Source organism: Nonomuraea rosea (assembly GCF_039539705.1).
Taxonomy (GTDB): Bacteria; Actinomycetota; Actinomycetes; order Streptosporangiales; family Streptosporangiaceae; genus Nonomuraea; species Nonomuraea rosea.
The window spans coordinates 58,000-76,628 of the sequence record NZ_BAABDQ010000044.1; the positions used below are offsets into that span (position 1 = coordinate 58,000).

Below are 18,629 nucleotides of genomic sequence, written 5' to 3' on the forward strand. Positions count from 1 at the left end.
GACGCCCTGCCGGTGCGCCCAGAGACACCATCAACCGCATTCTCCACTGTGTCAAGTGAATGCTTGATTAATGCGGTGACTCACTTGAGATTGCCGAGTGTGGCTATGATCGTGGGGTGCCGACGTCGAAACCACGCCGCTCGCCCAAGCCGCAGGAGCGCCAGCGAGACCCGGAGCGCACCCGCAAGCTCATCCTGGACGCGGCGGAGGCCGAGTTCGCCGCCCATGGGTTCGCCGGTGCCCGCACCGGGGCGATCGCCGCCCAGGCCGGCGTCAACCAGCAGCTGATCTGGTACTACTTCGACGGCAAGGAGGGCCTCTACCAGGCCATCTCCGAACGCTGGCGGGAGCGCGAGAACGCCCTGGTCACGCCGGACACCCCCATACCCGAGCAGATCCGCCGCTACGCGCTGGAGGCCCTGAACAACCCGGACGGCGTCCGGCTGCTGGCCTGGGGCGGCCTGGAGTACACCGCTCCCGCGGACGACCCGGACCACGCACCTCGTACGGATCGGCTGAACGGCTTCGTCGAGCAGCTGCGGGCCCGGCAGGAGTCGGGCGGGCTGCCCGCCGAGGTGGACCCGGCCTGCCTGACCGTCATGCTCATGGCCGCCGCCATGGCCACCACCAGCCTGCCGCACGTCATCGCGGGCGTCTGCGGGGTGGATTCCCGCGACCCCGAGTTCGTGCGCCACTACGCCGATCAGGTCGCCATCGTCGCCGGGCTGCTGGGCCTCGACCCTTCCTAGCGCGGCCGCGAAACACCTGACCTCGTTGTCCCTGCTCGTACGGCGGGTCCGGCCCGCCTGGGTCACGGCGATCACCATGGGCGCCGATCTGGCGGCCATGTCCGCGCTCGTCGCCGGGGGCGCGGCGGCACCGCTCCTGGTCGGTGCCGCGGCCACGATCGCGTCCTGCAGCCTGATGCGGTTGCGGCACCGGCTGGTGGAGCGCAGGAAGCGGCGGGCGGCCGAGAGCGCGGTGGCGGCCGAGCGGCGCCGCATCGCCAGGGAGCTGCATGACATGGTCGCCCACCACATCACGGTGATCAACGTGCTGGTCGGGGCCGGACGCGCCACGATGGCGACCGATCGGGCGGCGGCGGAGGAGGCGTTCGTGACGGCCGAGCACACCGCCCGGCAGGCCATGGCCGAGATGCGCCGGCTGCTGCACGTCCTGAGGGCCGATGGCGCCGCGGAGCCGGTGGACCACACTGGGATCGGTGCCGGGGGAGTGCCCGCGCTGGTCGAGCAGGCTCGGCTGCCCGCCCGGCTGGAGGTCGTCGGCGAGGCCGTGCCGCTGCCCGCGGCCGTCGACCACGCGGTGTACCGGATCGTCCAGGAGGCCCTGACCAACACCCGCAAGCACGCCCCCGCCGCGCGGGCAAGCGTCCGGCTGTCGTGAGGCGGACGAGGGCGAGCAGGCGGTGCGGCTCTGTGCCGAGCTGCGCCCTGACGTGGTGCTGATGGACGTGCACATGCCCGGTCTGGACGGGGTCGCCGCCACGGAACGGATCACCGCGGCGTTGCCGCAGGTCCGGGTGCTGGCGCTGAGCATGCACGACCTGGCCGAGTACGTCGTGAACATGCTGCGCGCCGGCGCGTCCGGGTTCCTGCCCAAGGACATCTCGCCCGAGGAACTGGTCGAGGGCGTGCGGCTCGTTCATCGGGGCGAGTCGGCGGTGGCGCCGCGCCTGCTGACCCGCATCGGCCGCATTCTCGGCGTCGACCTGGAGCCGGAGGAGGTCTGCGTCTCCCTGAGGTGGTGCTGATGGCCCTGGACGCCATCCGTGACTGACACACGTGGCAGGCAGATAGCCATGGCTGCCTGCTCTGCACCGGGCCGCGACCTCAGCGGCGCGTGCGGATCAGCATGACCAGCCCGGCGATGAACGACCCGAGCAGGACCGGCGACAGGACCGCGAGGGCGCCCCACACGAAGAGGCCGATATAGCCGAGCGCGGACGAGCCGTACGTCGGGTCGGCGTCGGCGGCCGCGAACAGCCCCAGGCCGAGGGCGACACCGCCCACCGCGAGCGCGATCGGCGTCCACAGGAGCACATGCGCCCACACACGGTACGTCCGGCTGTAGACACGCCGGGTCGGCGGCATGTTCGGCGGCGGGGGATACCCGACGGATTCCCTCATGTCCCATTTGTATCAGCCAGCGTGACCCCCGCGCCGCTCATGGCCCTGGCGGCGGTCGGGTCCCGTGCGTCTCGTGGTTCCGCGAGCCTGAACGTGGTCACATGGCACGTGCCGCGGACTCGTTCGCCGTTGCGGGATCTCCCGGCGGCCCGCCTGGTGCTACGGTTTGGCTCTCTAATGCGTACATAAGGGGACGTATGTTCGGCATTGTCCGCCCGTGTCAGCACGTCCTGTGCAAAGGGCTCTACGCGGACTGGATGGGCCACCTGTGCGGGCTCTGCCTGGCGCTCCGCGACGAGCACGGACACCTTTCCCGGCTGGTGACCAACTACGACGGCCTGCTCGTGTCCGTTCTCACCGAAGCCCAGTCGCCCACGCCCACGTCGCGCCGGCGGGCGGGCCCGTGTGCGCTGCGCGGCTTCAAGGGCGCGGACGTCGTGGAGTCCGAGGGGGTACGGCTGGCAGCCTCGGTGTCGCTGCTCCTGGCGGCCGGCAAGATGAGCGACCACGTGGCGGACGGGGACGGCGTGTACGCCCGCCGCCCGGTGGCCGCCGGCGCCACCCGTCTGGCGGGCCGCTGGTCCTCGGCCGGCACATCCATGGCCGGCACGCTGGGGTTCGACCCCACCCCGCTGACGGCGGCGGCCGGCCGCCAGGCCCTGCTGGAACGCGCCCCCGGCCAGGCAGCCGCGGGGCCCGGGTTGCGCGAGCTGACGGGGCCGACTGAGGACGCCGTCGCCGCCGCGTTCGCGCACACAGCGGTGCTGACGCGGAAGCCGCACAACCGGGAGGCTCTGGAGGCGGCCGGTCGCGGATTCGGGAAGCTGGCACACCTGATCGACGCGGTGGAGGACCTGGCCGACGACCGGGCGTCCGGGGCGTACAACCCGCTGGCCGCCACCGGCACCGGCCTGGACGAGGCGCGCCGCCACTGCGACGCCGCGCACGCCGAGCTGCGCGCCGCCGTGGACGGGCTGGACCTGCCGCGCCCCGCCCTGACGCGCGCCCTGCTGGTACGGGAGACCGGCCACGCCGTCTCCCGAGCCTTCGCCGCCGCCGAAACACACGGCCCCGGCCACCCACCCGGCCACCCGCCCGGCCACCCGCCGGGCGATCCCGGCGCGCCGCCGGGACGACGGCCGCCGAAGCGGGATCCCGGCGGGCTGCTGTCGCTGGCGTGCACCGCGCTGACCTGCTGCACGTGCGGCCTGTACCGGCCCGCCTGGGACGAGGACCACGAGAGCTCCTGCTGCTCGCGCTTCGACTGCTCCGGCTACGACTGCTGCGGCAACTGCAGCAACTGCGGCTCCTGCTGTGGCGAGGACGGCTGCTGCTGTGACGGCTGCAGCTGCGACTGACCGCCCCTGTCGCCACGAGCGAACGTCTACGTCGGCACCGGCCGGCGCGAGGGCCTCGACCACGTGCTGATCCTCGATGAACGTCGCCTACGGAAAGCTGCTGGGTCATTAGGCTATGGGCGAGCCGTTCGCCGAGCCAGGACACCCCTCACACGCGCAGGACGGTGACCTGGCGGCCGGACGGGGTGGTCGCCTGCTCGAAGCCGCCGCGTTCCTTCCAGGGCGACGCTTCGGGGCGGCGGTCGAAGATGACCAGGGCGCCGGTGGTCAAGGTCAGCCGGTCGAGATAGCGGTCGAGCTGGGCCAGACCCTCAGGCTTCGGGTCGTCTGCACCGGGTCGCCACACCTTCAGTTCCATGGCCTCGCGTTGCATCAGCCGTCCACCATCGGGGCCGCTGTACGGCCAGCGAACGAGGACGTCCAGGCGTTTGGTGCCGGCGGCGTATTCACGGTCGAGGTAGCCGCCGCCGTTGACCAGACGGTGCAGGAAGGCCATGAGGATGATCTGGCAGGCGGCCTCGTGGTATCCCTCCTGCTGAATGAGGACTTCGCCGTGCTCGCGCCAGAACACGACGAACTCCTCCAGCAGGCGTGGCAGGTCGAACCGGCCGTCAGGGAGCACGAAGCTGTGCGGGTCGGCGTGGATGTTCTGTTCCGTCAGGTCGCCCAGCACGCGCAGGATGACCTCTCGGTAGATCGGGTTGGCCACCTGCGGCGGAGGTTTCTGCGTGATCAGGCCCAGATCACGGGCGTAGGACAGGTCGTCGGAGTTGCTGCGGTCGGTGTAAGGGCCACCTGCCACGATCGGTTCCATCACCCGCTTGACCCGGGGCTCGTGCAGCCGGGCCGCCAGGGAGTCCAGGTGCGTGGCGCGCGCCCGGATCAGCCGCTCTTTCGCGTCCTCCACCTGCCTGTCGCCGATCGTCCCGGTCACTCCCATCTTGAAGGTGATCTCATGGGCGAAGGCGTTGACCAGCCACGGTTGTCCCTGCGTCAGCTCGAAGACCTGGTCCACCGCGTCCTTGGTGAACTCCTGGCCTGTCGCCTGGGTGTGCTGGTCGTAGAGTTGGGCGATCTGGTCGGCGGTGAAGTCGCCCAGGCGCAGTGAGTCAGCGATGATGTTGAACGGGCTGATCGGGCTGAACCGGCCGGGGGTGCCGCCCGAGGCGACCTTATAGTCGCGCACGTCGCGCAACCCGCACAGCACCACCGACGCAGGGAACGGATGGCCATCTGGCCGTATGTTGTGACCGTCGCGGAGTTGGCTGAGGATGCTGATCAGGCTCTCGCCCTGCAGGGCGTCGATCTCGTCGAGGAACAGCACTACCCGGCGCGGGCAGCGGCGGCACCACGCGCTCAGCGCCTCACCGAACTGGGTTCTCACCGGGTTCTGCGGCCAGGGATTTGGCGGCAGCAGTTCCTCAGGCCATCCCGACAAGTCGGCGGCTCTGCGGAGGGACTTCAGCAGAATCGTCTCCGCGGCGCCGATGTCATCGCCGACGGTCCCGGCCCGCTCGCAGGAGAACGACAGAGCGGCGATGTCGCCCTCGGCGGCCAGGTCGGAGGCCAGGGTGCGCAGCATGGTCGTCTTTCCGGTCTGCCGGGGCGCGTGCAGCACGAAATAACGGTCCATCTCGATGAGCGCACGCGCCTCGGGAAGCCGTGGGGTGGGGGGCAGCATGTAGTGGAGCTGTGGATCGCAGGGACCGGTGGTATTGAAATATCTTGCTCGGGGTGGTGGCATGGTCACATTCTGCCACCGTTTCGAGCTGAGGACCCGAAGATCCTCAGGCGGGCCTCAGCCAGCACCTCGTCGCTGAAAGGTCCCTGCTGTTCCCGGCGCAGCAGGTCGGCGCCCAGAGGCGAGTGTCGCAGCAGGAACTCTCGGTAGATCGGGTTGGCGATCTCCGGGGCTCCGGTTCCCCGGATGAGACCCAGATTGCGAACGTAGGAGACGTCATCGTCGAAGGAAGCGTCCGTACCCGGCGGTGTTCCCTCCATGATCGCCCGGATTGCCCGTTCCACCCAGGGCTCGTACAGTCGTGTCATGAGGGCGTCCAGGTGGACGGGGCGTTGGCCTCATCGACCTGTGCGGCGGTGATGATGCCGCTCGCCCCCATCTTGAAAGTGATCTCGTACGCGAGGGCGTTGACCAGCCAGGGTTGTCCCTGGGGCAGCTCGAAGACCCGGCCACGATGTTCTTGGTGAACCCCTGACGCGGGTACGAGGGCTCGCGAACGGTAGGTTGGCCAGCCCACCACCGGGGTGATGGCGACCAGCGCGCCGAACCCACCATCCCATACGCGACCTGGGTCCGGCCGGACGAGCGGGTCGAAGCGCTCGTCCGGCCGAATCCCGGTCAGGTCGCCGGGGAAGACTGCAGCGTCACGTGCCGACCTGCCAGGACGCCCGGACGAGGGCACGTTCGGTGGCGGCCAGGTGGGTGGCCGAGGCGAGCCAGGCCCATGCGTACTGGTCGGGGCCTGAGTCGGTCAGACGGCCGAACACGTCCCGTTCGCGCCGGTCGGCCTCGGCGGTCAGGGTGGCGGCCAGCTCGGCCGCGGTCCTGAATCCCGAGCGGTGCAACGACGCCTCGTGCGCCTTGGCGTCCCCGCCACGACGGCCCGACTCGGCCACGGCGCGACGTCCGCCTGCGACGGCGAGCTCGACCAGCCGGCGGACCCGCCACAGCGGCGCGGTCGCCAGCGGATCCACCTCCGCCGCTGTTGCGTCCATCGCACCGCTGGAAGGGGCGGGCGGAGGGAGGTGCGCGCCCTGCAGACGGTCGTATCCGAGGTCTGCCCGGTCCTGCCACTCGCCGGGCAGCCGCAGTGTCATCTCGGCCCCCGGCACCGGTCCGACGGCGAACGGCCGCAGCGTGGTCGGCCGGTCCGGCTCCACCCGTCCCACGACCCGCACGCACAGGCCGGGCCGGGAGGCGAGCCGCCCCAGGTTGGCCACGTGGGCCAGCTCGGGATGGCGGCTTGCGGGCACGAGCCGGATCAGCGGCCCGACCGGCCGCATCCCCCCGGTGACAGGGTGAGGCTCGCCCTCGGCAGCCCCGGACCTTCCGCCGTCCGGGGCAAGGTCCCGGGCTCCGCCCGGAGCAGGGGCGCCGTCCAGGGCAGGGGCGCCGTCCAGGGCAGGGGTGCCGTCCGGGGCAAGGGCGCCGTCCGGAGTTAGGGCGAGGGCGCGGGCGAGGACGTGGTCTCCGGCCGCGCCGACGATCATCAGGTCGCAGCCGACCGGCTCCCTGGCCACCTCCTCCGTGCCCGACTCGCTCCAGACCTCCCCCGACAGACGCGCCTGGGCCTCCTCGGGCAGCGGACGGGCGAACAGAGCCGCCATCGGCCCCTCGGCCCACGGCATGCCGCGAACGGGAGTCGCCCGGACGCCCTTCCCCGCCCCGAGCCGGCCGTCCGGCGAGATCGTCGCCCCCACGATCAGCAGGCCGGACCTGGCGAGCTGGGAGTGGTTCATGGTGGCCGCGCCGATGGCGACGGTCGCGGTGGCCGCCCCACGGGCCCGGGACGCCCCGCCCGGCCTGACGTCGGCGACGGAGAACCATTGGCCGTCCTCCGTCACGACGTGCGTGACGACACCGCCGTAGCCGGTGGCGCTGATCACCGGCTCGCGGAAGACGCCGTACACCCGCAGGCTTTCGCCCTGCTCGTACGTACGCCGGACGCCGCCGGTCAGCGCCGGGTCCGGATCGCCCGCGGCCAGGCGGCCCGCGATGAGCAGGAGCTCGCGCAGCGCGGACACGAGGTCGGCGAGGTGGTGGCCGACGCGTTGTTCGCGGGCCGACCTCAGCCCTCGTACGACACGTACGGCCGCCGCCTCGGCCCTGGGCAGCCCCGCGAGACGGGAGCTGTGAGCGGCACGGAGCAACTCCGCCTGCGGCACCGCACCCGCCGCCGGCAACCCCGCGGTGAGCACGGCCGCCCCGGCGGCCCACAGCCCCGCCGCGGCCGCCACCTGCGCCGGAGACGGCCCGGAAGGAGCCGCAACAGGAGCCGCAACAGGAGCCTCGACCGGTGCCCCAGCAGGAGTTTCAGCTGATGCCACAACAGAAGCTTCAGCCGGCACCACGACAGGAGCTTCAGCAGGAGCCGCGTCCCCCACCGGGCACGCGCTCAGCACGGCGGCCCGATGCAGGCATCTCGGCGCGAGCAGGCAACTGCACCGCGCCTGCCCCTCCTCCTCGACCACCCCCGCCGCCCCGGGCGAGAGCGTGACCACCGCGTCCTCACCGCACGTGATCCGCACCCCCTCCCCGTCCACCACCACGACAGGCAGGGCGGCGTACTGCCCGACGGCCGCGTCCAGTTTCTTGCGCAACCGTGAGGTGAGCGCCTCCACGGCTCCCGCCACCACCTGCGGGGCCACAGGAGGCAGCTGTGCGTTCGACATGTTCACCGGTTCTCTCCGCGAAGGCGTTCCCCCACCCAGCGGGCGAGGGCGAGCGGGCTGAGCGCGGCGACCGGCATCCCGGCCGCGACGAGCTGCTGGGCGATGGGCAGCGAGTAACGTGGCGCCCCGCCGTCGTCCAAGGCGTCGCAGCCCAGCAGGTGGACGCCGGAGCCCGCGAGGGCGCGCACCTCGGCGAGCAGCCCGCCGATCGGATAGCCCTCCTCGAAGTCGCTCACGACCACGACGAGCGTCCGGCTGGGCACGGTCACCAGGGAGCGTGCCCGGGACAGGCCGGCCGCGATGTGCGTACCGCCGCCCACCCGCACTTCGAGCAGCAGCGAGAGCGGGTCGGCCACCTGGTCGGTGAGGTCGATCACCTGCGTGGAGAACGTCAGGAAGTGCGTCGACAACGTCGGCACCCCCGCCAGGACGGAGGCGGTCAGCGCCGACCACACCACCGACGCCTCCATCGAGCCGGACACATCCACGACGAGGATCAGCCGCCAGTCGGCCTCCTGCCGCGCCCGCGTGCTGAACACCGGCCGCTCCGGCACCACCACCAGCCGCCCGTCGTCCAGGCGCCGGCTGTGCTTGAGGTTCGCGCGCAGGGTGCGCGGCAGGTCCAGCGGGCCGCCGGGCCTGCGGGTCGGGCGCGGGTTCGCCAGGCCGGTCATGGCGGGGCGCAGCTTGGTCGCCAGCTCGCGGGTGAGCTCGGCCACCAGGCGCCGCACGAGGGGCCGCAGCTTGGCGAGCTGCTGCTCGGGCAGGCCGCCCGCCAGGGACAACACGGAGGTCAGCAGCTCGATCGAGGGCCGTACCGAGGCCGGGTCCAGCTCCGCCAGCACGTCGGTACGCCCGGCGTCGGCCGCGCCGGCCAGCACCTCCTCACGAACGTCGGCCCCGAACAGCGCCTCCAGCTCCTCGGCCCACTCGCGCGCCGTCGGGAACGACTCCTCCTGGCCGCCGCCCTCGCCCGGCGGGCCGAAGTCATCGGAGCCTTCGCCGCGCCCGGCTCCGTACAGCTCGTCGAGGGCACGCGCGTAGGCGCGGGCCTGGGGCGGCAGCTTCTGGGACTCGCGGCCGAGCAGCAGCCGCCACCGATCGACCGGCACCAGCCTGTGCTCCGCCTTCGGCCGCACGGCCGCCGGCTCTTCGGCAGGCGCCGGTGAAGCGGTGGGAGCGGTCGTTCTGGGCAGGCCGAGTGAGCGCAGGACCGTCAGGGCCGCCGCGTCGGCGGACGTCCAGAGGCCGACCAGCTCGGGCGGGGCGTCCAGGGACAGGTCAGGCCGTTCGCCGAGCCGTTCGGACACCGTGCCCAGCAGCCGCGTACGCGCCGCCGGGGTCAGCGTGTCGAACCCGCCCCGCAACGCCGGCAGCCGGTCCAGGAACTCCTTGTCGGCCAGGTCGTCGATGCGGTCCATGAGGGGGTGCAGCGCCGCGGGAGCCGATTCGAGCAGCGGGCCCGCGGCGGTCAGCACGCCGGTCAGCAGGCGGCCGAGGCGACGGCGGCCGTCCGGGCCGGTGGCCCGGTCGATCCAGCCCGCCGCCCGGGCGCCCAGCGTGCCGGCCCCGTCGAGGTCCAGCAGCACGCGAGCGGCCAGCGCCGCGCCCTGCATGAGCGGGGACGCCGTACGCGCCAGCTCGGCCAGCACGTCGTCCATCCGCAGCCCCAGGCGGTCCTCACCGGTACGGGTGACGAGCGCGACCAGGGCGGCGGCGTCCTCGGGCTGCTCGCTGCCCGCCAGGCCGGGAAGCGCCCGGACCGCCGCCTCCAGCAGCGTGCCGGCCAGCTCGACGGTTTGGGCGCGGCCCTCGGGCGTGGTGCCGGGAAGGTGCTCGCGGCGGAGGGCTTCGAGCAGGTCGAGCGCGGCCAGCAGCTCGGCCAGGGTCGCGGTGGCGGGCAGCGCGACGGCGGCCTCGGTGAGGCGGTCGGCGACCAGCTCGGGCAGGTCGCACTGCGCCGCCGCGCGCAGGCCGTCGAGGATGAGCCCGCACGTCGGCCCGCCCTCCGCGGACTCACGCCGGTACGTCTCCCGCAACGTGCCCGCGGCGGCCTGCGCCAGGGTCACGCCGCGTACGCCCGCCAGGTCGAGCAGGGCCGGGACCGCCGGGGTCCAGGTGAGCCGCCACTTGGTGCTGAGCGCGGTGGCGTCGCCCGTGCCCGCCACCTCGATCGGCTCGCCGTAGCCGACGCCGCAGACCAGCAGGCGGCGCAGCAGGATCTCGCGGCGCGCGTCGAGGTCGGAGCGGAGCGGGTCGAGACGTACCTCCCGCCGGTCCTGGTCGTCGGGGCCCGGGAGCCGCAGTGCCTTCAGCTCGGCCTCCACGGCGGGACCGAGGCCCGAGCGCGGGGTGCCGGGGGAGGTCCTGCCGCGCTGGGTGCCGACGAAGACGGTGTCGAGGGCGCGGGCCAGCGCCCGGCCGCGGCCGAGGGGCTCGCCCTGGCCGAGGACGGTGGTCACCGCCTCCATCAGCTCCCCGCGCCCCGGGGCGGGCAGGCCGCGCAGCCTGGCCAGGTCACCGGCCAGGCGGAGGGTCTCCGTGGCCTCGCCGGTGCCCGCCGTGTGGCCGGCCCGCCGCATCTCCCTGCACAGGTCCGTGATGGCCCGGGCGGCGCCGTCGGTGATCCGGCCGGGGTCCCCGCCGGCCTCGAACACCACCTGCTGCCAGCTCGGATCGCGGATGCCCGCGGGGTAGCCGGAGCGGGAGTCGAGCAGGTCGAACGCGTAGGGGACGAGCGAGACGACCGTCTCCGGCTGAGGCCCGGTTCCGGCGAGCGGTGCGGCCGGCTCGGGGGAGCCGGCCGTGACGAGGGCCGGGGCGTGGAAGGCGCCGATCACCGCGGCGACCCGGCGGCCGCCGGACGCGGCCTCGGCGATGACGCGGCGCATGTGGGCCTCGCGCGCCAGGTCCCTGGCCGGGACGCCGCCCGACTCCTCGGCGTCCCTGCGCAGGGCCCAGCCGACGCCGAGCGCGGCCCGGCGTACGGCCTCGGGCTCGCTCTCGGGGGCGAGGACCTCCACGACCCGATCCCACATGTCGTCGCCTTCGCGACCGGTGCCGGAGGCGGCCAGCGCATCGGCGAACGACCGCCGCCGCGGCGCCGCCGCCGCCCCGGGACCGTCCGGCCCAGGGCCGTCCGCGACGGGGGCGTCCGGAACGAGGGCAGGGGCATCAGGGACGAGGCCGTCCGGAACGAGGGCAGGGCCGTCCGGAACGAGGGCAGGGCCGTCCGGAACGAGGGCAGGGCCGTCCGGAACGAGGACGGGGGCGTCCGGGGCAGGGGCGTACACGCCACGGTCCGACAGCGGCAGATCGCAGCACACCACCTCCACCCCCCGCTTCCACGCCCACCGCACCGCCACCAGCTCCGGCGAGAAGTCCGCGAACGGGTAGAAGCCGAGCCCCCCATCCGCCCCCGCCCCCGCCAGCGCGACCGGCGCGACGGTCTCCGGAGCGGCCAGGTGCTCCAGCCACGGCTGGAAGTCCGCGGGCAGCTCGACGCACACCACCTCGGCATCGGCCGCCTCCAGCAGCGCGGACACGACCACGGCCAGCGCCGGGCTGTGATGCCGCACCCCGATCAGGTACGGCCGGACGGACCCGGCCAGGGCGCCGACCGTCTCACGAGGGCCGAAAGGCGTCACCGGAGGCTCTCCCGCAGGTCCCAGAGCCGCCGCCACATCGCCGACCCGTCCTCCGCCCGCCGCCGCACCGGCCCGTCCCAGTAGCCGAGCAGCCGCCCGTGATCGGCGGGATCGTCCTTGCGGACCACGCCGAGCAGGTGCCCAGGCACCAGGTCGAGGACGTCACCGGCGGGCAGGTAGGCGACCGCCGCCCCCAGCGAGGCGGCGACCTGCACCGCCTCGGCCGTGGACATGACGGTGCCCGGCCGCTCCACGTCCCAGCCCTCGTCGGAGCGTCCGTTGCGCAGGTCGCGGAAGACCGTCACGAGCGCCTCCAGCACGGCGTCGTCCACCCCGAACGCCGCCCCGGCCCGCTGCACCACCGCGGTCGCCTGGCGCCGCACCAGGGCGGTCTCCGCCGCGGCGTCCGCGATGGGCCCCACGGTCTCGAAGTTGAAGCGCCGCTTCAGCGCCGCGGACATCTCGGACACGCCACGGTCGCGCAGGTTGGCGGTGGCGATCACGGTGAACCCGGGCGCCGCCGGCACCTGCGCGTCCTCCATCCCGGCCAGCTCCGGCACGCTCACGCGCCGGTCGGACAGGATCGACACCAGCGCGTCCTGCACCTCGGGCAGGCAGCGGGTGATCTCCTCCACCCGGGCCACCCGGCCCGAGCGCATCGCGGTGAGCACCGGCGAGTCCACCAGCGCGCTCCGGGACGGCCCCTGTGCCAGCAGCAGGGCGTAGTTCCAGCCGTAGCGGAAGGCGTCCTCGGTCGTGCCGGCCGTGCCCTGCACGGTGAGGGCGCTGGTGCCGCACACGGCGGCGGCCAGCAGCTCCGACAGCATCGACTTGGCGGTGCCCGGCTCGCCCACGAGCAGCAGCCCGCGCTCGCCGACGAGCGTCACCACGCACCGCTCGACGAGCGAGCGCTCGCCGACGAACTTGGCCGCCACCTTCATGCTCGCCGGCCCCCCGGCGGTCCGCCGCTCCCTGGGCAGTTCGAGCGCGTCGCCGCCGCTGCCGCAGACGAACGTCACCACCGTCCGCGGCGTCAGCACCCACCCGGGCGGGCGGGGGCCGTCGTCGTAGGCGGCGAGGAAGGCCAGCTCCGTGGCGTAGCGTTCCTCGGCCGCGAGCACCTGGCGGGACGGAGCCTCCGCCGTCATCTGATCATCGGTCATGGGTAGTCCTCACGTGAAGAAGGGGGTTCAACGACGCCGTCCGGTCCGGACCTTCAGCTCCTCGTAGCGGGGCAGGTCGCCCTCGCGGATCCGCGCCCAGGCCTTGGCGTACAGGCCGGCGACGGGTTCGAGCGGCACCAGCGGCAGCCCGGGGCACGCCGGGAACATCTGCAGCTTCCACCGCTCGACGGGGAGGCTGGGCGCGGCCGGCTCCGTCCATCCGCCGGGCAGGAACAGCGAGCGCCCCGCCCGCCGTCTGGCGGCCTCGATCACGAGGTCGGTGGCGGCCAGCTCGGCCCGTGCCGCCTTGAGCCTGGCGGGCTTCCACCCGGTCCAGCGGGCGACGTTGCGGTCGGTCGGGTCCGGCATGGCCAGCAGCATCAGGTAGAGGGCCGCGGCGTCCGCGCCGATCCCGTACGCCGTGGCGGCCTCGGCCACCAGGTCGGGCACCGAGCGGGCCGGGTCCTGCGGCCACCACTCCGCGCCCTCGACGCCGGAGAGCAGCGCCTCGAAGCGCGGGTCGCGCGCCAGGCGCAGGGCGATCTCGGCCGCGAACGGCTCCTCCATCCCGAGCAGCGCCCTCAGGTAGGGGTCGTCCCCGTCGAGCAGGCCGACCCGGATGCCGGGTGCGGGCCGGTCGTCGTGGGTGGGCAGGATGAGGCACCCGTACCGGAGGAATCCCTCGCCGGTCTCGGTCGCCGCGCCCGCGGCCTTCCGGTACGCGGGCAGGTCGATGTACCGGTCGAGGTCGAGCATCAGCCCGGGCGCCGCCAGCCGCTCGCGTACGGTGGCCAGCGCGGCGGGCAGCGCCGCCCGGACCGGGTCGCCGGCGGGCAGCCGGTGGGCCAGCCACGCCGCCATGGAGACGACGGCGACCAGCGTGTCCCCCTCGAACCCCGCGTCCTGCCCGTCCGCCGGGCGCACCCGGTCGCCCAGCACGACCCAGGACAGGTCGTGGCTCAGCTCGCGGCTGGAAGCCGGGTCGATGAGGGCGCGCAGCGCGCGGCCCGCGTCCCAGTCCGTTCTGACCGCGCGGGTGGCCTCAGCCAGCAGCCACTCGGGGACGGCCACCTGCCTGCCGACCATGGCGTTCCACACCCCGGCCGCGGCGGTCACGTCGGGGCCGTCGGTCCAGAGCCGGGCCGGGTCCGCGGGCAGCAGCGCCGAGATGAGGGCCTCCCGCACGCCGTCCCGCAGGTCGCGGAGCTGGTCCCTGGCGACCCACGCCTCCGACGCCTTCACGTCGATCGTGGTGCGCGTCTCCTTGGACAGGAAATTGCGCTGGTACGACTCGACGTCCGGCATCCCCGCCACCACCAGGCTCGCGAGGGTCCTGGAGACGCCGGTCAGCCGGGCGAACCCGTCGGCCGCCTCCGGCCGCCACGGCGCCGGCCCGCGCGCCTCCAGCTCGGCGAGGAACGCCTCGGCCCAGCCGTCCCGCCGGTCCCCGCCGATCGGGGAGGAGGAGACGACGGAGTACGGCCGTGGCACCTCGAACCTGCCCGCCGGATCGTGGAAGAGCGCGTCCCAGGTGACCCCGGAGTTGTCGTACTCGAGCATGGTCACGAAGGCGATGAACGCCCCGCCGCCCAGCGGCAGCGACCCGAGCCAGGATCCGTTGCGCCGCCTGCCGTTCTGCGTGGCCATGTGCCGCTCCTCCAGCCGCAGCGTCATCCGCCGCCACCGGCCGGGTGCGGCCGAGAGCGGCTGCAGCTCCGCGAGCAGCGCCCGCAGCACGGTGCGATGCTCGGCGTCGATCGTGGCGGCGGCGGCGCGGAAGGCCACGGCGGGCACGTGATCGAGCAGCAGGGGCCAGCGCAGGGCGGAGCCGGGCAGTTCGGGCAGGTCCAGGTGGAGCGTGGCCGCCGCGGCGGCCACGTCCGCGGCGGACAGCAGCTCGCCGATGGCCTGGATCTGGCGGAAGACGCCGTCCCGTTCGCCGCTCTGCCAGTAGGAGCCGGCGCTGACGGCCAGCCCGCTGAGCGCCTCGCCGATCACCTGATCGGAGGGGCCCGCGGGCCCGCGCGCCCGGCGCCCGCCGGACAGCGCCTCGCCGAGCCTGGCAACGACGGTACGCAGCGTGGCCTGCTCGGTGGCGGCGAAACGCGTGACTCCGGCGATGCCCGCCACCAGCGCGTCGTCGGTGACGCCCGGCAGCAGCGACCTGATCTGGGCGGCCAGGTCGTCGTCGCCGGCTTCCGCGGCCTTGAGCAGCGAGGCCGCGGTGCCGCCGTCGATCCTGCGCAACACGGCCGACCCCTCGGCGTCGCGGGGCTCGAAGTACGTCCAGTACCGCCCAGGCGGCAGGATGATCGTGCCCTTGCCGAACGGCCCAGGCTCCCTGTCGGTCTTCACCGTGGCCGTGCGCACGCCGTCGGAGCCGACCAGGTCGAGCTGGTAGCTGCCGCGTACGACGGCACAGGCGTGCCCGGCGCCAGGGAAGAGCAGCGCGCGTTCGGGAACCTCGGTGCCGGCGGGCACGGTGACGCTGAGCCCGCCCGCGTCCTCACCCCGGATGGACCCGTCGGGCAGCCGCACCACCCGCCAGCCGAACACACCGTTGACCGGTGTGCCGACGGGCGTGGGCGCGCCGGAGGGGGCGGGCAGGACCAGGCCGCGATGATACTTGTTCACGTAGGCGCTGCCCGCGGGGGCGTCGCGCAGCGCGTCGGTGAGGAAGCCCGGCAGGCCCTTGCGGCCCAGCCGCCCGCTGACCGGGTCGAACTCGTACCAGCCGACGTCGGCGCGGTCGTCCCTGTCCCTGTCCCAGGACCACACCCAGAACGAGGTCCCGTCGCTCATCACCGCGCGCTCGTCGGGGACGGAGGTGTCGCCCCGGTGCAGCACGCCCAGGCCGGTGGTGCGTCCGCCGCCGGGCAGGGCCAGGCTGACGGGGTCGTCGCCGCGGTGGTAGTCGAGCTTGACGCCCCGTACGCGGTCGCCCTCCAGATCGAGGAGCCGGTCGGGGGCGGTGTGCCAGTAGCCGCGCAGCCGGTTGTCCTTGGCATTCGACTGCCAGTAGACCAGCAGCTCGCCGTCCACGTAGTGGAAGCCCGGGTCGCCCCACGTGTCCTGGGGCGGGACGCGCAGGTCGTGGGTGAGCACGGCGCCCTCGGGGCCGAGCACGCGGACCTGGGCGGTCCCGGCGACGATCGCGTACGGCCAGGCGTCGGCGACCACGATGTCGTCCACGTCCTTGCGCGGCACGAGGGTCGCGGCGGCGTCGTCCCAGGCCGGCCACCCCAGCTCGTCGATCAGGCCGGCGCGCAGTGTGCGGGCCAGCACGTCGGCGACGTCCAGGGCGGCGGCCTCGCGTACCGCCTCCTCCGCCAGCGTCAGCGCCTCGCCGGGCAGCCAGCCCAGGCGGCGCATGGCGTCGGGCAGGTCGGGCAGCCCGGCGGCCGACGAGCGCCGCGCCACCTCGCCCACCCACTCGGCCAGCATCGGGCCCCCGCCAGGGGAATCCGCCAGCAGCCGGAGCGCGCGATGGCCGCCCTCGTCGTCGCTCAAGGTGTAGGCGGCCGACCGGAACGAGCCCGGGAAGCGCCCGTCGGCCTCCAGCGCCACCAGGTCGCGCTGCTCCTCGCCGTCGGCCCAGCGCTCCAGCCAGAGGCGGTGGTGCTCGCCGGGGTCGGCCACCGGCACGCCCATGGACAGCAGCAGGTCGAGCAGGTCCACCTCCTCGACGGCCTTCATCGTGCGTCCGGCCGCGCTCAGCTCGTCGCGCAGCGGGCCCCCCAGCCGCTCGACCAGCGCGTAGAGCCCAGGCAGGCGCGGCGTGCGCCCCCACGGGCTGTCGCGGAGCTCCAGGAAGCGCGTCAGCCAGCCCGCGACGCCGTCGGCGGGCCGCAGCGTGCTCCCGGCCAGCTCGTCGGCCGCTCCCGACGACTCCAGGATCTCCAGCCACACGCCGGCCATGTCGTGGTCCCTGGCCTCCGGCATGATCTCCAGCAGCGTCGCGCGTACGGCGGCGTCGTCCTTGCCCAGCGCGGCGAGGGCGGGCGTGTGCGACCTCCACCAGCCGGTGGCCGCCCGCAGGGTGGCCGGCAGGGCGATCAGCTCGGCCAGGTAGGCGCGCTCGGCGGCGTCGGCGTCCGTCTTCGCGGCGCGGGCGAGCTTGCGCAGGTCCTGGGCCATCTGCGCGGAGGGCGGCAACCCGCCCGCGGTCCGCCGCAGGCACAGCCGGGTGAAGCGGCGCAGTGCCTCGTCGGCGGACAGGCGGGCGGCCAGCTCCTTGGCGTACCCGGACAGCACCTTGACCGGCAGCGCCCCCGCCAGCGCGAACTCCAGGAAGACGGCGTCGAGCCGGTCCTCGTCCACGTCGAGCCCGAACTGCGCCTCCGTCCTGCGGGCGTGGGAGAACATCTGGCCGGCGTACGTCGCGTTCTCCACTCCGGTGAAGACGCGACCGGCCTGCTCGTAGAAGGTGGGCAGGAAGTGCGGCACGGACGCGGCGAGCCGGCCGGCCAGCTCCTGGTACGCGTCGAGCGCGGCCTTGGGCTTGGACTTGGCCTGCCGGGCGATGCGTTCGAGCTCGGGCACGACGGCCAGCGCCCGGTGCCCGTCCTCGGGATGATGCACCAGCACCCACTCGGGGAAGCCGAGCGAGCGGCGCTGCCCCACGCCGACGACCTCGGGCTCGCCCTCCGGCTCCAGCCCGAGGAACCCGGCCGCCAGATCCTCGGCCGCCCGCAGCTCCTCGGCCACGACCCGGACCACTACGCGGTCGTCCAGCCCGGGGTGCCGGTAGACGCGGGCCACCAGCGGCACCGCGTTCTCGCCCGCTCCCTCGGTGCCGGGCGGCAACACGGCCCCGGCCTTCAACAGCTCCCGCGCCTCCGCCACCGTGCCCGCGACCTCGTGCGGTGCGGCCTCCGTCACGCCCTCCGAGACCTCGTCTCCCGTCATGATCCCTCCTCGATCTGCCGGCCGGCGTGCAGCGCGGCGGCCATCCGCATTCCCTCCGACCACGCCACCGGCCCGACCTCGGACAGCGGCAACGACCTGCCCTCCTGGTCGTGCCAGGTGAGGTTGCCGGTCTCCATCTCGCTGTCCCAGTACGGCTCGCCGATCCACACCGCCGCCTCCGCGATGCGCCCCGCGTCCCTGACCCGGCACGTGGCATAGCCGCCGGACACCCGGTAACCGAGCTGCGTGGCCCGGGCCGCCAGCCCGAACCGGGAGGCGTACCTGCCGCCGGCGAACTCCGTCACCTGCGTCGCGCGCGCCTTCACCTCGGCGGGCTTGCGCCAGGTGGCCCGGTGGATCTGCTCGACCTTCTGCGTCACGCCCAGCTCCGCCGCGAACTCCCGCAGGTCGTCCAGATCGGGCAGGAGGACGGGATGGGGCAGCGTCACCGTCTCCGGGGACAACCGCACGGTCTCGCCGTCGAGGTTGACCACCCGCAGCTCGCCCGAAGCGGTGGCGTCCCGCAGGAACCCGACCTCGTCGGGGTCGTCGCCGACGACGGCGAGGTCGCGCAGCGCCGACTGCCACGCCTCGTCCTGCCACACCCGGGCCAGCAGCCCGGTCGGAACGGGCAGGGACGACACCATCCAGGTGTCGGCCTGCGCCACGCAGGCCGCCGCGTGCCGGTCGAGCCATTCGGCCAGCCGGCGCAGCCGGTCGACCTCGGGGTGCTCACGCAGGGTCTTGGGCAGCGATTTGAGCTGCCGCCCCGCCGCACGGCCACTGGTGGGGCGTGCCGCCACCCGGCCTTCCATGAGAGCGACCTCATATCCGTCGCCCGCCGCCAGCCAGCCCAAAGCGCCCGCCTTTCCAAGGTCATGGGATACCGAACGCCGCGGCCCTCATCGCCGCGATGCGGGAACGCTAGCGAGCCCGACCGACAAATGGATCACTTTCCCGGCAATAGCCGCGAAGAGGTGTGCCGAGCCGAGC

Annotated in this window: 13 protein-coding genes; 4 read left to right on the forward strand and 9 right to left on the reverse strand. The window is 73.9% G+C overall.

Translation table 11 applies throughout. The features are described 5' to 3' along the window. Nucleotides 1–116: 116 nt before the first annotated feature. Genes ABEA43_RS55450 through ABEA43_RS55460 form a run of 3 tightly spaced genes read left to right on the forward strand, consistent with a single transcriptional unit; the run spans nucleotide 117 to nucleotide 1,771 of the window. Nucleotides 117–749, forward strand: a complete 633-nt coding sequence (locus ABEA43_RS55450; protein ID WP_345575268.1) for a TetR/AcrR family transcriptional regulator — start codon at nucleotides 117–119, stop codon at nucleotides 747–749. 25 nt (nucleotides 750–774) lie between these two features. Next, nucleotides 775–1,404: a sensor histidine kinase gene (locus ABEA43_RS55455; protein WP_345575269.1), complete on the forward strand. Its 630-nt coding sequence runs from the start codon at nucleotides 775–777 to the stop codon at nucleotides 1,402–1,404. Between the two features lie 22 nt (nucleotides 1,405–1,426). Next, the gene (locus ABEA43_RS55460; protein WP_345575270.1) at nucleotides 1,427–1,771 is read left to right on the forward strand and encodes a response regulator; all 345 of its coding nucleotides are present in this window, start codon (nucleotides 1,427–1,429) and stop codon (nucleotides 1,769–1,771) included. Nucleotides 1,772–1,850: 79 nt separating this feature from the next. Here the strand turns inward: ABEA43_RS55460 and ABEA43_RS55465 are convergent, their stop codons facing one another. Continuing rightward, nucleotides 1,851–2,147 (reverse strand): hypothetical protein, encoded by a 297-nt coding sequence (locus ABEA43_RS55465; RefSeq protein ID WP_345575271.1) that lies wholly within the window; start codon nucleotides 2,145–2,147, stop codon nucleotides 1,851–1,853. A gap of 197 nt (nucleotides 2,148–2,344) precedes the next feature. Between ABEA43_RS55465 and ABEA43_RS55470 the strand changes: the two genes are divergently transcribed. Beyond that, the gene (locus tag ABEA43_RS55470) at nucleotides 2,345–3,505 is read left to right on the forward strand and encodes a DUF5685 family protein (RefSeq protein ID WP_345575272.1); all 1,161 of its coding nucleotides are present in this window, start codon (nucleotides 2,345–2,347) and stop codon (nucleotides 3,503–3,505) included. 148 nt (nucleotides 3,506–3,653) lie between these two features. Here the strand turns inward: ABEA43_RS55470 and ABEA43_RS55475 are convergent, their stop codons facing one another. The 8 genes from ABEA43_RS55475 to ABEA43_RS55510 form a co-directional block, all read right to left on the reverse strand. After that, a complete protein-coding gene (locus ABEA43_RS55475; protein WP_345575273.1) occupies nucleotides 3,654–5,138 on the reverse strand; it encodes an AAA family ATPase in 1,485 nt (494 codons plus the stop codon). Nucleotides 5,139–5,251: 113 nt separating this feature from the next. Next, nucleotides 5,252–5,554, reverse strand: coding sequence for a hypothetical protein (locus ABEA43_RS55480; protein ID WP_345575274.1), 303 nt, complete (start codon nucleotides 5,552–5,554; stop codon nucleotides 5,252–5,254). Beyond that, entirely contained in the window at nucleotides 5,551–5,928 is a 378-nt protein-coding gene (locus tag ABEA43_RS55485; protein ID WP_345575362.1) for a hypothetical protein, read from the reverse strand. The genes ABEA43_RS55480 and ABEA43_RS55485 overlap by 4 nt, the downstream gene beginning before the upstream one ends. Next, on the reverse strand, nucleotides 5,891–7,918 hold the full coding sequence (locus ABEA43_RS55490) for a hypothetical protein (RefSeq protein ID WP_345575276.1): 2,028 nt from the start codon (nucleotides 7,916–7,918) through the stop codon (nucleotides 5,891–5,893). Before ABEA43_RS55490 ends, ABEA43_RS55485 begins: the two co-directional genes overlap by 38 nt. Before the next feature lie 2 nt (nucleotides 7,919–7,920). Next, nucleotides 7,921–11,565, reverse strand: a complete 3,645-nt coding sequence (locus ABEA43_RS55495) for a vWA domain-containing protein (RefSeq protein ID WP_345575277.1) — start codon at nucleotides 11,563–11,565, stop codon at nucleotides 7,921–7,923. After that, nucleotides 11,562–12,728, reverse strand: coding sequence for an ATP-binding protein (locus ABEA43_RS55500; RefSeq protein WP_345575278.1), 1,167 nt, complete (start codon nucleotides 12,726–12,728; stop codon nucleotides 11,562–11,564). Before ABEA43_RS55500 ends, ABEA43_RS55495 begins: the two co-directional genes overlap by 4 nt. 27 nt (nucleotides 12,729–12,755) lie before the next feature. Beyond that, nucleotides 12,756–17,636 carry a DNA-binding protein gene (locus ABEA43_RS55505; protein WP_345575279.1) on the reverse strand — a complete coding sequence of 1,627 codons (4,881 nt, stop codon included), beginning with the start codon at nucleotides 17,634–17,636 and terminating at the stop codon, nucleotides 12,756–12,758. Continuing rightward, nucleotides 17,633–18,493 carry a DUF4132 domain-containing protein gene (locus ABEA43_RS55510; RefSeq protein WP_345575281.1) on the reverse strand — a complete coding sequence of 287 codons (861 nt, stop codon included), beginning with the start codon at nucleotides 18,491–18,493 and terminating at the stop codon, nucleotides 17,633–17,635. The genes ABEA43_RS55505 and ABEA43_RS55510 overlap by 4 nt, the downstream gene beginning before the upstream one ends. Nucleotides 18,494–18,629 lie beyond the last annotated feature (136 nt).